Here is a 14822-nt window from a genome sequence, read left to right as displayed (position 1 = left end):
TATCACAACAAAAGGAATAAAAAATGTATAGTAATACTACAGATGAATACAACATGATAGAGTTTGAAGATGAAAGAGTGAATCACTACTTACATCATTTTGACGAATGTAACCTCGAACAACTGGAATATAATTTCGAGTTTGACTGCATGGAACCATCGACTGAATTGATGGAGGAGATTATGTGGGAAGAATATTAAAAAACTAAGGATACTCTTTTTCTCATATTAACCATAGAAGAGTATCCTTTATTTCTAACCCTTCATATTTAACCAGTTTATCTTTCAACTACACTACTACTGACAAATTCTTATTAACTTTAAAAAAAAATGATACAATAGACAATCTTTCTACAGGATAAAAGGTCTATTATGGGTAAAGGTACAGAAAACTTACAAGGCTTAAGCTCTCAAGAAGTAGAAGAAAAACTCAATAAATACGGCTATAACCAACTTGATGAAAAAGAAGATAGTTGGATTAAAAGACTCTTTCAAAGATTTTGGGGACCTATCCCTTGGATGATTGAAATCGCTGCAATTCTTTCTTATGCCGTTGGCAAATATGAAGACTTTATCATCATAATGATTTTACTTTTTGTCAATGCTTTTGTTGACTTTTACCAAGAATCCCAAGCCCTTAATGCTATTGCTGTACTAAAGAAAAAACTTGAACACCGTGCGCTGGTTTTTCGTGATAATGTTTGGCAAACCGTTCAAGCAAAAGAGCTGGTACCAGATGACCTCATCAAGCTAAAAATTGGAGATATTGTCCCTGCCGATGTTAAACTCACAACTAGTGAAGATTTTTTACTTGTTGATCAATCAGCCTTAACGGGAGAATCTTTACCCGTAACGAAAAAAGCGGATGAAGAGGTGTATGCAAATGCAATCATCAAGCAAGGAGAGATGTTAGCAAAAGTTACAAATACAGGCTCAAATACCTACTTTGGCAAAACAGTAGGTCTTGTTGCAAAAGCACAACATGAGCAAAAAAGCCACTTCCAAAAAATGGTTTTAAATGTAGGTAACTTTTTAATTGCTCTTACTGTTGTTATGATCCTTCTAATACTTGCCATTGGCTACTATAGAGATGAAAGTATAAGTGAACTGCTTATCTTCTCACTGGTTCTTACCATTTCAGCCATTCCTGTAGCGATGCCTGCTGTTTTAACCGTTACAATGGCAGTAGGTGCAAAAGTATTGGCAAAGAAAAAAGCTATTGTTAGCAGACTCTCAGCTATTGAAGAATTGGCAGGTATGGATATACTATGTTCAGATAAAACAGGGACACTTACAAAAAATGAGATGACTCTCAGCCAAGCTTTTACAATGGGCGGCTTTACGGCTAACGATCTTTATTACTATGGAGCCTTGGCAAGTAAAAAAGAGAATGAAGATCCTATAGAAAAACCTATATTTGCATATATTGACGAACATAAATTAGATGACAAACTACAAAATGTAGACCTTATAAAATATGTCCCTTTCGATCCTGTAAAGAAACGGATCGAAACTACTTATAAAATAGATAACAAAACTTTTAATATCATCAAAGGTGCTCCGCAAGTTGTACTCTCTTTAAGCGATACAACTGCAGGTAGCAGAGAAGAAATAGAAAATCAAATATCGCAGTACGCTTTAAAAGGTTTTAGAAGTCTAGGTGTAGGTTTTAAAAGTAATGAGGATGAAAGGTATACTTTCGTAGGGATGATCCCGTTATATGATCCTCCAAGAGATGACTCAAAAGAAGCGATAGAACAAGCACTCAAAGAGGGTGTAACCATTAAGATGATTACGGGTGACAATATCGCCGTTGCTCAATACATCTCATCCATCCTCAATATTGGTACCGATATAGAAAATATTAGAGATCTAAAAGGTGAAAGTACAAAGGAGTACATATATCTTTCAGAACTCCTATCGCGATCGTTTCTCAAAGTAGTCGATCCAAAGATATCGGAAGCAAAACTAGAAAGACTTGTGCAGGGTGTGGTCAACGATGTAAAAGACCAATTGCATCATAACCTTCCTGCAGGGACAGTTCAAAAACACGAATCGGAAATTATTGCCTTAATTGAAAACGCCAACGGTTTTGCAGAAGTTTTCCCTGAAGACAAATACTTTATAGTTGATGAGCTTCAAAAAGCCAACCATATAGTTGGTATGACGGGTGATGGAGTCAACGATGCCCCTGCTCTTAAAAAAGCAGATTGCGGGATTGCAGTAAGTAACGCTACAGATGCTGCCAGAGCTGCAGCGGACATTATTCTCACTGCTCCAGGACTACATGTAATTGTAGATGCAATCAAACAGGCAAGAATTACGTTTGAGAGAATGAAAAGCTACACTATTTTCAGAATAGCGGAAACTATCCGTATAATCATCTTTATGACGCTGGCTATCGTAGTGTTTCAGTTTTATCCTGTAACTGCTTTAATGATCATTGTGTTGGCACTACTAAATGACATTCCAATCTTGGCAATAGCATACGACAATACAATTGTTCAAGACAAGCCTATACGTTGGAATATGAAAGAGCTATTGGTACTTTCCTCGTGGCTTGGACTGGCAGGGGTAATCTCGTCATTTTTACTATTTTGGTATACGGTAAATGTAATGAAACTACCATTAGAGTTGGTTCAGAGCATCTTTTTTGCAAAACTCGTTGTAGCAGGTCACGGAACTATATACAATACACGTACAGAAAAATGGTTTTTCAAAAAGCCTTACCCCTCTTTAACACTCTTTAGTGCAACCTTTTTAAGTAGAGTTATCGGAACAATTATAGCGGTATACGGTTTTGGAATAATGGAGCCTATAGGTTGGACGTGGGCATTAGCTATGTGGGCGTATGCCATGGTTTGGTTTGTATTTAACGATATGGTGAAAATAAGTGTATTAGATTTTTATCGTAAAAAAGTAGTGCATAGACATGAATGATCTTATTTAACCATCCAGCTAGCAGCCTTATTCTTTTTTAGTTTTTTTAATTTTAATCTATCTAGTGTACTAAGTTTTGATTTTGCCATTGTTATATCCTTTGTTTTTTATAACATCATAATTTTAAAAGATATAAATTACCGTAGTATTACAAAAACTGTAAGGATCTGCCTTTCTCCACTGCTAACACTCCGCTAACGTAAATATCATATACTTCCTCCATCAAACAAAGGAGAAAAAATTATGAAAAAAGTTTTAATTACACTGATGATTCTTGGAGCTATTGCGTCTAATGCATTCGCTCACCATATGGCGGCGTATGAAGATGCTGGAATTTACATTCCAGAGTGGTCACCTCATTTATTGATGGAATTCTAAGTTATAGACTTTACGTTTTTTTAACTAGTATTCCCAATATGTCTTGGAAGATACTGCCATCAGCAGTCTCTTCCCTATTCCCTCAAAAAATTTCTATACTTCAATACTTTTCTATATCATTGCTTTTTGTAATATTATGCAGTAAAAAGAACTAGTTTATTAGATAACTAATTGAACATTTTGGCACAAATATAATACATCTGGATTTTTTATGTTGTAAAAATGTTTATTTTATGGATTTTAAGTAGTAGTGGTGGACAGAGAGGGAATTGTATAAGCTAATAAATAGGTATCTAAACAAACAATTATTAAAATTAGCCCCTAAAAAAGCCCCTATTTTGAAAGTAACTTCTTATCAATCTTCATTTTTTAACTTATTATTTTCTTCATACAATTTATTAGCAGTATTTAAAATCTCATTAGCTCTTTCTATGTTCTCTAAATTCTCTTGAGTATTTTGAAGAAATTGTTTTAATTCAGTTAGTATTTTATCCTCAAGAATTTGTATTAAGTGATATAAACCGCTTTCACCATACTGCTCGATGTACTTTTCATGTTCTGGTAATGCAACTTTTACAACTTTAAATACACTTGAGTCTTTCATATCAATTGGAGTACCTATTTTTAAAAGTTCATATCGGACAAAATCATGTTGTAAAATAGCATGGTAAGCACTAAATAATGCCCATACTGTATGCGATACAAAGGGACGAGATTTTTGTGCCTTTGTAATATCCAATACTTCTTTTATGTCTCTATCTTTGAGCATATCTATTTTTTTAAAGAAATCTTGAACTTCTGGTTCTTGCTCTGAAAGTTTCATCATTTCATTATAATTTAATGAAAATACATGAGTTGAAAGACTCTTTAGTGGTGCGAGTGATATTATATTATCCCAAAGGTCATGGGTCGCTTTTAGCTTATGTTCATATAATAATTTTTGAGTATATACTGAGTTTTCAAGAGCTCCATTGCGAAGTACATTTAATGCCTTTTCATTCTGTTGAAGATTATTTTTTAATAGTGTTAGTTTAGTATCGTATTCATGTTGAACGGCTTTAGTTAATCTAGTTAATATCCAGTTTTTCGAAATCCATAAAATAAAAAGTGTTAATCCACTTGAGCCTAATATTGTTTCAATCAACTTCTTCCTTTAATGTATATTATTTACACCAGTCTATCTTAGTCCCACCATTATATCTAATAGCATAGCCTTTTTTAATAAGTTCATCTGCTATTAATACATCATCAGCATATACATCAGCCAATAATCGAAAATACTTTCCTCGTTTTATATTTCTGAGTTCTATTACCTTAGCACTTCTTAGCATTGATACTGTAACTTGTTTTGCTTTTCGTGCTAAATCTTTTTCTTGACTGCACTTGCCTTTCATCTCTGGTGTATCTATGCCATTTATTCTAATAGACATACGATAACCAACTACTTTAGGATAGTCTTTTATATTTGCTCTGAATGTATCTCCATCATAAATGCTTGTCACCTCATCTACAATAGCATTTCCATAGTCTATGTCTTTTAAAGATTGAGCATTTAAGTTAAGTAATAAAATTAGTAATATTAAAAATGTTTTCATCATACTTTTCGTTTCTTTTTCATTATATCTATTTATATACTAAAAACTTATTCTTAAAATCTATCACTAGCTTTATGTCCAATTAAGAATACGAATGAACCTAAAGTTATATAACCTAAAAGAACTTCACCTATTACAAGCAACCTAGTAAAATAAGTCACAGGTGTAATTTCGCCATAACCTAATGTCGTAAAAGTCACAATACTGTAATAAAACATAGTAAAATAATCTATGATGGACTTTTCTGGTATATTGAAACTTGTTGCATCAATAACATAGATAACATAATAAAAATATGCAAATAATAAATTAGCTATTAATGCCCAAGACGCTAATACTAAATAAGAAGTCCACGACTTTGTAAATATTAGTGACATAGTAAATAATGTTTTTTCTGCAAACGATAATGAGTGAAAGTTTCTTAATTGAGAAAATACATATTCATACCAATTTATATAAGACTTAATTGGTTTATTATAAGTTGTTGTAAGCCTATCCGTAAAATTAGAAATAAAGACTGTATGTTTTTGATTCTCTTTTTCAATAAAATGTTTTTGTCTTAATATTAAAACTAAAAACATACACTTTAATAAATATAAATATGATACTTTTTTATATTGAAATTTACTAGAAAGAGCATCATCACCAAAATTTACAGCATTTATCCTTGCACCTTCTAGATTAGAACCTTCAATGTAAGTGTTATTCATTAATCTGAAGCCTAAACGAGAGTTCGTCAAAATAGTACCTACAAAACTACAATTACTAAATGTAGCCCCTAGTGCAGAGTTATTAAGATTTGCATATGCAAAACTAACATTTTCGATTATGCAATGATGTAATTTTATCCCTTCTAAATTAATTCCTTGCAAGTTTGCATTAGGAAAGATCTTTGGACAATTTTTATAATAGTGTTGAAAGTCATTAAGTGTATATGATATTCCATTAAAAGTAAAAGTAAAATTACTAAAATTAACTGTCTTTTGCTTTGAAGTTAATTGAGCACTAACTTTATAAGCCTCTTCGTGTAGTTTTTTTATTCTTGCCACTTCATTTTCTAAAAAGCTTTTTACTTGTTTTTCGCATTCTTGACCAATATCACTTTTCCATCTAATTTGGTTTTCAAAAACTATAAAGCTTGTTTCAGAAAATGATTTAAAGAGTTCTTTCGAGATATCATTTCTATGCTTAAACCAAAAATCAGCTACATTTTCAGACTTATCCCATCCAATTTTTTCTAATATTACATATAACTCATCAGGTAGATATAAACTCAATTTTATTCCTTAAATAAATTTTTATTGACATCAAGCTGTTAATATCAACTTTTTTGATTATCGAACTCTAGAATATCCCCATTTTTAAAAATCACCAATATTTTTTCAAAACATTTAAAATCAGTAATACTTTCAAATATATTTTGGTAATGCACAAGATGCTCATCATTCTCAAAATTTGTAAATTTATCATAATAGTTATCATATAATGCCAACCATTTTAACTCCACAATATTTTCACATTTTCTATTCTTGTCATCTATTCGATTTTCCAGAATATCAAGAGTTTGCATTGATAAATCATTCTCGTATATTGCATTATTAACTTCACTAATATCTCTGGATTTTTGGGATCTACCAGCATGCGTTGTTGAAGTACCAGCAATTTTATTTTTCCCTTTTTTTGGCATATCCAAAACAGATATCTTAAAATTGACATTGTCTATACTATCTTCAATAAAATCATTAATTGATAATTCATTTTTTTCTATAAAATCTTGAAGATATTTTCTAAACTTTTTATTTATTTTACTTACCTTGACATGATTATTATAAAAAACTATAAACAGTTTCTTATCATCATCAATGGAGTCTCCAAGTTCTTTCTCTAAATTTTCAATTAAATTTAAATATCCATAATTTATAGATTTAGCATTTTTTAAAACATTTTGATCAATATCGGTGATTTCTACGGCAATTTTTTTATCATCTATTGTTAAATAAATGTCTGGAGGATCATTGCCTTCTTCAACACATACGCTATGAGATGATTTTTTGAAATGTTCTTCTAAAGTTTTAGCTACAAATTTTTCACTACCTTTTAATGCCAATGTTTTATCCTACCTCATAAATTCAATAACTTGAAAGCGAATAAGCAAGCTTACGATTCATTATAAATTATTCATTACTTGTGTAACAAAACGAAGTGCATATTCTTCAAGATTAGTAATAAAGTTTTTAGAACCTTGAAAATTTCTACCTAATAAATCTTTCGTTTTTATTTCGAATGTTTTAATCGTATCCCCTAGCTCTTTATTAATTATTGAGTATTGAAGAGCTTTATCTTTTTCCTCTATCAGTTTACTTAGATAAGCTGGTTCTATACATTTATTTCTTGGGTAATAAGCAGTTACAGCTATCAAGTCAGTTGTGCCTGATTCATCTTCTAACATTTTAACTAAAGCTGTTGTCTGTGCGTGAGCTTTCCCTTTATCAATTTGTATATTTGTAAAACATTCTACAGACTGTTGATGAAAATTAACTCTTATATAAAAAGTTTTACTTTTATCATGGTTAATAGTGTATTCAGAAGTAATAGTTTTATTAGTATTAAGGGATTTAATCATTTCTTCTACTCTATCATTTTTACTTACCAACTCAATATAATGTTTTGTTTTATCAGTCAACTGTAAACTTATGTCTTTTTCTTCCTGCTTATATGAATCAATAATACTATTTAATAATGCATTATCTACTTTTTGGTCAGAGGATAAATCTTGAATTTTATTAACAGCATCTTTCCACTCTTTACCCATGTTTTCATAATGAGATAAATATGGATGAGTATCACAATATCTTCTAAATTCATTTAAAATGTAAATATGGTCTTCATCCTCAATACTATCTGTTCTTATCAATCTTGTTGCCATAACTTTCAAGTATGCCCACGACCAATGGAATAGCTCAAATTTACCTCTTGGTGCTTGAAGAGGACTATCAAAAGGAGTAGTCTCTAACTGGTTTGAAATTGTAATAATAGAAGTTATACCTATGTCTCTTGCAAATTTCACATATCTATCTACTTGTGTCTGTTCTAATACTTGATTGCCAACTTTTGACTCAACAAAACACATCCATTCAACAATAGGATTATTTTTACCGCTTGTAATAACTATTACACCATCAGGTCTATCACCATCATCATTGGATAATTCAGTATATGTGTGAAGTTGCACATTTTTATTAGTGATTTTTTTAATGCCGATAGTTGAAAGTAGCTCTTCTCTATACTCTTTAACAGCACTCATTGTCGCTAAAAAAATTGATGTAGTAGATGTTTCACTTTCAGATTTTCCAAGTGGAAATAACCTTGAACTACGTTGTTCTAAATCTTCATGTTCGTCTAATCCAAATAATTCATGAATATCATAAAAACTGGTTGAGCCAAAGTTTACTTTTTTTAACATACTACTTCCTTTTTTAACTTTATTTAATATAATAAAACTATTCTAGAAAAAAACAACTTTTATGCTCCTTTATTCACCTATTTCTTTATTTATAAACTTCTTTATCCTATTCTTGTATATTGAATTTTTATTGTAAATAAACTATTATTGTAAATAGATGTTATTGATATAAATACAACTATTCATTAATTTATACAAGGAAGTAAACATGAAAAAAATCAACCTAATATTAGGAATTTTGACTATCAGCTTTATTACAGGCTGTACGCAACCACAGCCCAGTAAAAGTTTAGCTACTATTTATCATGATACAAATATTACTTCGGGTATGCATACCTTACGTACACCTGACTTAAATATTGTTAATACAGTTGAAATTGGTGATAATATGTATCAAAAAAATTATTTATACATATTTGATACAAGAGATGTTGTCTTAAAAAATGTTAATAAGCAAATTACATATTATGCCTCTCAAAAAACTGTAAATAATAATCAAGATGAAAGTAGTTTAAACTCTCTCAGGAATATGATTAATGGTGCAGTGGATGTAATGACTGGGGGTGATTCTATCCCTACTTCATCAATAAATATTGATTCAATAGGTCGTAAACTAGTGTCATGGTCTGACAAACAATTAAAAGCAGTTTGTTCATTTCCTAATGCCAATTATAATAACTATTCATATTATGATAAATGTCTAATTGATCTTAATAATACAAATCAATTTACTCATATTAGTTTGTATAATGGCCAAGAACTTTTTGAATTAGTAAAACCAATAGACTATACAGATATCCAATCAACAGAATATTCAAAAGAAAGTTTTAAATACATAGTTTTATATCAAGGTAAAATAGGAAATAAAATTAAAATATCATTTAGAGAATTTTTAAATGATATGGCAAGACCTGCTTTTACACAAAATATTGAATATGAACTTGATGATAAAGAAACTACTTTAATTGGGTTCAAGGGTTTACGAATTGAAGTGTTAAAAGCGACAAATCTAGATATTACATATAAAGTAGTTGAAGACTATAAATAGTTTTTTATTGGAGTATTAGAAATTTCGTGCCAGTCCGATAGAATACTAAATTCTTAACGGTCTCTTTAAAAAAGGTACTGTGTGATTATTTTAGAAGAAAAGGGGTATAGAAAACGGTCAAAAGTCACTCTGGTTAGTGTATTTTCCTACGATTTCCTACGTTTATTTTAATGTTTATAAGGAACTTTCGTGATGGTATACGTTGAACATTTGGTGAATATAATGTTTATGCGTTTTCAAACCTATTTTTGGGCTTAATACACTAATTGGTGAACATGGTGAACATTTTTAATATAGAATTTTATAGAAATAATTTTTATAACTATTTTTTCTTTATATAAGAATATAATACTTAGAATATATTCACCATGTTCACCATAATCTCTCCAAGACCTTAAAAAATACTACTCTACATGATGGTAAATATATATAATATACATTCCCCACCACTCTCTAAGATCACTTAAAAATAAGGTGACTTGATTGTTTTTTATCAAAACCTCGTATAGAAGAACTTTTTTCATACTCCAATATAGACTTTAATTCACAATGAAGTAATTTACTTGTCCTTGTTTGATAAGCTCTATCGAATTTATGTTCATCTTTCGTAAACGCAAATGACTCTATACCACTTTGAGCAAGACAATCAATTAAAAAAGTGGTTCTAAATCTTTTATGTTTAAATGACCATTTGGCTTCTTGATATTGTTTATCTTTCGGTTCAAATCCAAAGAGATTTGTAAATTTTTCAAAACTCATTATTCTCAAAGCATCAATTAACTGATTCATTTTATTATTAGTCAATCCAACCATATTTTCCTTGGCAATAGAATTCTTCATTACCCTTGTAGCCTTTTTTACATCTATAACTAAATTCATCAAGTAGTTATAGAATTCTTCCACTTCAAACATTATTTGATCGTGTGCCTTTTCATTCCACCAAGATTGTTCAATCAATTTATTCTTAGTTGTTACAACATTAAATCTACGATCATCAGGTTCAATTTGGATGGGTTTTGAACTATTACTACTTATGATTACATTTGTATAATTAATCGCTGAAAATTGTTTCACATTCTTTTGATTAATCTCTACTGCTGAATCAGTAATAATTGTTTTTAAAGTATTAGATATTTTCGTTCTACTTTTTATATCTATAGCTACTTCATTAAATTCTAAAAACATAGACTGAAACATATAACCATTAAACTGACTTTCTAAATCCGTATTTCCAAGATTTAATCTACAGTTCCTTTTACCTACTAAATGACTTATTATAGTCGCTGTAATTCCTTTTCCAGATCCTTGTAAACCATGAAATACCCATGCTATACCAGTTTTTTTTCTTTTTTGAACAATATAGGCTAACCAATGGATAAAATATTTTTTTGCCTTTTTATCACTTTCAAATAAAGTGTTTAAAAACTGTTTAGTATAAGGAGGCATTGTTTTAATAGACTTATCTCTTTTAAATGGGGGAGTTTGATAAATATTAATTGCCTCTAAACCATCTTCAAATAATTTTTTTGAATTATCATGGTCAGGTTTATAAACTAAAATCTTTTCAGGTATTGTATGTCTGTAGTTAGTTACATCTTTGACAGTAATTGCACCTTTTGATCTACTAGCCACAGTCTGATTAAAGTCTGTAGGTTTATAAATTCTAAATACACCTTCACCAACTTCAGCCATTACAGCTTTATTAGAATCCCAAAAAAGAGGATGTTCAAATAAAGAAGTAAGTGAAAATGAACCTGTTGCATCTTTTTGATCTTTTACACGTTTTTCAACATCTTTTTTTAGATCAACTACTGAATATTTGTATGTTCTTTCAGCACGATCTTTTAATTGATTACACAATGATCCTCTTACAGCTTTTACATCTACACATGCTATAGCATCTAAAAGTGGTTCTATTGCTGTATATTCAAAAAACTCAGCATCTTCAATCATCTTCATAACCTCAGTTTGTGTAAGAGTCTTATTTGCTTCTTTTCTTCCATCATCTAAAATATACAAAGAATGTCCACTACATCCAGAACCTCCACACTGTACAATTAACTGTTTTTTCTCATTATTACTTATATACGCAAAAGCATACCCAGTGGTAAAACCTGTACCATCAGAATGTTCTTTATTACATATTGGACAAGCTAATTGAGAATATCTTGTACCTTTAGGTTGGGTATGTAAAAACTCTTCAATTTCTGAAAACTTAATCCATCCATCTTCAGATAATATAAATCCATCTCTTGAAAGTATTGGAGTTTGTACTTCACCCGTTTTTTTATTTACAGGTGGAATTTTAAGTGCTTTTTCACCGATAAACTCTGGTAATTCTAAATCACCTTTAATTTGACAATTAGCATATCTACCCTCTTTTATAGGTTCAAATTCTTCATCAATTGTTTTAAGTTCAACCACTTCACCTTCATTTATTACTGTATGTTTTCTACAATAAGACACATCTTCTTTACAGGGATTCAAGTTTTGAGCTAAAGAGGTTGTAGCTCTCATATCCTGTATTTTAGGAACATTAAAACGTTCCATAAATTCAGCCACTTGAAGTTTATAAGCTGTTGGATGTTGAGCCACATTAGTCACTTGAATTAAAAAGTGAAACTTATAAGGATTACTTTTATGATTCGTTGAAGGTTTTTTAATAAACCACAAATTGTATTCTATAAACAATTTCTCTAACTCATCAGCTTCACCTTCAAGGTCAGTATCAAATCTAATCCAACCAAACACCTCAGTAATGTTTGAAGTTTTTCTATGTCCACCTTCTACAGATACAGGTATAGTGGCTTCAGAGTTTAGTTGAACTATGAATTCTTCAGCATTGTTAAAATGTTTCATTTTATAGCCAAAAGTTGTTACTTTATCTTTTCTTACTCTTGCAAAGCTCATTGATAAAGTATTTGTTATAATATCAATAGGCTTCTTTTTAGAGGTCTCTTGCTTTTTCATAATCTTATACCTCCACTTCACTATTAAATAAAGCATCTAATTCTGATACTTCAAAAACTGTAACTCTGTCACTAATTTTTTTAGGATGTAATTTTCCTTGTTTAGCATATAACCAAACAGTACTTAACCCTATACCCAAATATTGAGCAACTTCTTTGGCTCTTATATATTTTTTACTCATGTGGTAATCCCTTTAGATTACTTAGTACTAAGTTATTTTGTATTGTTTAAACAGTGAAATAGTATGATCAAAGCTTTACCAAGTATTTTATTTTTTAAAAAAAGCTGGTAAAGAATTGAAAAGCAGGGAAAGTACAGTTATTTTGGTAAGTCGTCTAGATAATCTATAAGTTGTTTTGCTTCCTTTGAAAAACCAGTAATGTTGTATTGTTTTATGATTTCATTTATACAATCTTTCATTTTAGTTTTTGATTTTTTATATTTTTTAATAAAATTGTCGAATGGTAATATTTGCCAATGATTAGGTTCAGGCTCATGAAGGTCTTCAATATATAGGTCAATTAATCTGACTAACTCTATATAATCATTTATTTTTTTTTGATTACCTCTACCATCTTCTCGTGGCTTACCTGGTTTAACTAAAGTATTTCTAAATTTTGTTGCAATTTTTAAATATTTTTCTCTTTCAACTTTAGTATCATTAGGCATCTCTGCTATGCGATCTTCACATATGAAATTATAAAATTTTAATTCTGTTGCCAATTTACTAGCTACTTTCTGATAGTTTTCCTCTCCAACAAGAACTAAAAAGTAACCATATGTTCGTATTGCTTCTCTTTGTTGATAGGAAACATATTCGTCTACCATCAGTTCTTTGTCAGCTTCTTTTTCAAAAATACACATAAACTTATCAAATTCATTTTGATCTATTTTAGGTTTCATTAGATATCACCCCATTTAAATAATCACTCCACCATTGCATAAGCTCTCTTCTTTCATCAAGATACTTTGCACGATTATATGCTTTAGAAACACTATTACCTATACTATGAGCTAAATGCACTTCAATGACTTCATATTTAAAAGGACTTTTTTCATGTGCGATACTACTGAACATAGCTCTAAATCCATGAGGTGTAAATTCTTTTGATGTAAAGCCCATATTTCTTATAGCATTTCTTGGTGTTTCACTACCAATATGTGTATTCTTCCCTTTTGTACCAGTAAAAATATATTTATTCTTACCTGTATATTCTCTCATCTCTTCAAATATTTTTAGTGTAGTATTTGTAAGAGGGACAATATGATCGCTTCTTGTTTTCATTTTTCTAGCAGGAATATTCCATTGTTTATTTCTAAAGTCAATCTCACTCCATTCTGCTTCAACAATATTGGCTGTTCTTAAACTAGTATAAGCCATAAGTTTTAAAGCATGTTTTGTAGTTATTTCACCTTGATATTTTTCTATTGCAAATAGTAATCTTGAAATATTTACATCATCTGTAAAAGTCGCATGATGTGTTACTTGTCGTTTTCCTAAAAGTTCATTTAAATCAATATCATTAGCAGGATTTCTTTTAGCATAACGATTACTTACAGCCCACTTGTATGTTTTACTGATAGCTTGATAGAGTTTTCTTGCACTTTCTTTAACTCCTCTCTTCTCCATTCTTTGCATTATATCGATAATATCATCAGCTGTTACATCATCTATAGGCTTAGCCCCTATAAACGGAAAGACATCATTAACAAAACCTCTCATCATTCTCTTGTAATGACTTTCACTAATATCTTCTTGTACTTTCTCAAGTCTTTGTAATGCTAATTTTTTAAATGTGTTAGTCTCTTTATTTTTCTGTAGTTCTTGAAGTTGTTTATCTTGTTTCTTTTTCTCATTAGGATCAATACCTTCTGCAATAAGAGTTTTTAACTCTTCTCTTTTTTGTCTTGCAGTTGCCAAAGATATACTTGGATACTTACCAATAGTATATTTTTTCTCTTTATTTTCGAAACGATATTTTAATTTCCATGATTTATTACCCGTAGGGGTTACTTCGAGGAATAAGCCCCCACCATCAAAAAGCTTATAGTTCTTGTCTTTTGATTTAGCTTCTTTGATTTGTGTTGCTGTGAGTTGTGTTGTAGGTCTAGCCATTTTATAACCTCATCTAAATAGGGGCTTTTCATCTTGGCAATAAGGGCTTGATTTTTCTAAGCCCCTATAATAGCCCCCATATTTTGAGGATTACTATAACATAAGTTAGATTACATTAGGTTGTGGTTTCTTTTAAAGTTCGTATTTTAGGGATTTATTTAGGTGTTATTAAATTGTATAAGATTAATTAGTGGTGGACAGAGAGGGATTCGAACCCTCGGTACAGTTACCCATACGCATCCTTAGCAGGGATGTGGTTTCAGCCAGCTCACCCATCTGTCCTTTGGAGGTCGACATTATAATAGTCTTTAGA

At 30.4% G+C, this 14822-nt stretch carries 13 protein-coding genes and 1 tRNA gene; 4 read left to right on the top strand and 10 right to left on the bottom strand.

Annotation, left to right across the window (positions count from 1 at the left end; translation table 11 throughout):
• Positions 1 to 23 precede the first annotated feature (23 nt).
• The 3 genes from P6N22_RS00475 (at position 24) to P6N22_RS00465 (ending at position 3317) form a co-directional block, all read left to right on the top strand.
• Entirely contained in the window at positions 24 to 200 is a 177-nt protein-coding gene (locus tag P6N22_RS00475; protein ID WP_280329133.1) for a hypothetical protein, read from the top strand.
• Positions 201 to 371: 171 nt separating this feature from the next.
• Positions 372 to 2939 (top strand): plasma-membrane proton-efflux P-type ATPase, encoded by a 2568-nt coding sequence (locus tag P6N22_RS00470; RefSeq protein ID WP_280329132.1) that lies wholly within the window; start codon positions 372 to 374, stop codon positions 2937 to 2939.
• Between the two features lie 243 nt (positions 2940 to 3182).
• Entirely contained in the window at positions 3183 to 3317 is a 135-nt protein-coding gene (locus P6N22_RS00465; protein ID WP_280329130.1) for a hypothetical protein, read from the top strand.
• Between the two features lie 355 nt (positions 3318 to 3672).
• Here the strand turns inward: P6N22_RS00465 and P6N22_RS00460 are convergent, their stop codons facing one another.
• Genes P6N22_RS00460 through P6N22_RS00440 form a run of 5 tightly spaced genes read right to left on the bottom strand, consistent with a single transcriptional unit; the run spans position 3673 to position 8375 of the window.
• The gene (locus P6N22_RS00460) at positions 3673 to 4461 is read right to left on the bottom strand and encodes a hypothetical protein (RefSeq protein ID WP_280329128.1); all 789 of its coding nucleotides are present in this window, start codon (positions 4459 to 4461) and stop codon (positions 3673 to 3675) included.
• A gap of 19 nt (positions 4462 to 4480) precedes the next feature.
• On the bottom strand, positions 4481 to 4915 hold the full coding sequence (locus P6N22_RS00455; RefSeq protein ID WP_280329126.1) for a thermonuclease family protein: 435 nt from the start codon (positions 4913 to 4915) through the stop codon (positions 4481 to 4483).
• 50 nt (positions 4916 to 4965) lie between these two features.
• Entirely contained in the window at positions 4966 to 6189 is a 1224-nt protein-coding gene (locus tag P6N22_RS00450) for an ion channel (protein WP_280329124.1), read from the bottom strand.
• Between the two features lie 44 nt (positions 6190 to 6233).
• The gene (locus P6N22_RS00445) at positions 6234 to 7019 is read right to left on the bottom strand and encodes a hypothetical protein (RefSeq protein ID WP_280329123.1); all 786 of its coding nucleotides are present in this window, start codon (positions 7017 to 7019) and stop codon (positions 6234 to 6236) included.
• Between the two features lie 60 nt (positions 7020 to 7079).
• Entirely contained in the window at positions 7080 to 8375 is a 1296-nt protein-coding gene (locus tag P6N22_RS00440; RefSeq protein WP_280329121.1) for a hypothetical protein, read from the bottom strand.
• A gap of 208 nt (positions 8376 to 8583) precedes the next feature.
• Here P6N22_RS00440 and P6N22_RS00435 point away from each other — a divergent pair, with 208 nt between their 5' ends.
• Complete coding sequence (locus P6N22_RS00435) at positions 8584 to 9423, top strand: hypothetical protein (RefSeq protein WP_280329118.1); 840 nt, start codon at positions 8584 to 8586, stop codon at positions 9421 to 9423.
• Between the two features lie 459 nt (positions 9424 to 9882).
• Here the strand turns inward: P6N22_RS00435 and P6N22_RS00430 are convergent, their stop codons facing one another.
• The 5 genes from P6N22_RS00430 to P6N22_RS00410 all read right to left on the bottom strand — a co-directional run bounded on the left by P6N22_RS00430 (position 9883) and on the right by P6N22_RS00410 (position 14791).
• Entirely contained in the window at positions 9883 to 12393 is a 2511-nt protein-coding gene (locus P6N22_RS00430; protein ID WP_280329115.1) for a primase-helicase family protein, read from the bottom strand.
• A gap of 4 nt (positions 12394 to 12397) precedes the next feature.
• Positions 12398 to 12574, bottom strand: coding sequence for a helix-turn-helix domain-containing protein (locus P6N22_RS00425; RefSeq protein ID WP_280329112.1), 177 nt, complete (start codon positions 12572 to 12574; stop codon positions 12398 to 12400).
• Between the two features lie 137 nt (positions 12575 to 12711).
• Positions 12712 to 13296, bottom strand: coding sequence for a hypothetical protein (locus P6N22_RS00420; protein WP_280329110.1), 585 nt, complete (start codon positions 13294 to 13296; stop codon positions 12712 to 12714).
• Positions 13286 to 14509, bottom strand: a complete 1224-nt coding sequence (locus P6N22_RS00415; RefSeq protein ID WP_280329107.1) for an integrase arm-type DNA-binding domain-containing protein — start codon at positions 14507 to 14509, stop codon at positions 13286 to 13288. Before P6N22_RS00415 ends, P6N22_RS00420 begins: the two co-directional genes overlap by 11 nt.
• Before the next feature lie 191 nt (positions 14510 to 14700).
• Positions 14701 to 14791: transfer RNA gene (locus tag P6N22_RS00410), tRNA-Ser, on the bottom strand.
• Between the last annotated feature and the right edge of the window lie 31 nt (positions 14792 to 14822).

It is taken from the genome of Sulfurimonas sp. C5, from assembly GCF_029872055.1.
GTDB lineage: Bacteria > Campylobacterota > Campylobacteria > Campylobacterales > Sulfurimonadaceae > Sulfurimonas.
The sequence above is the reverse complement of the archived record's forward strand: the minus strand, read 5'-3'. Positions and strand labels throughout refer to the sequence as shown.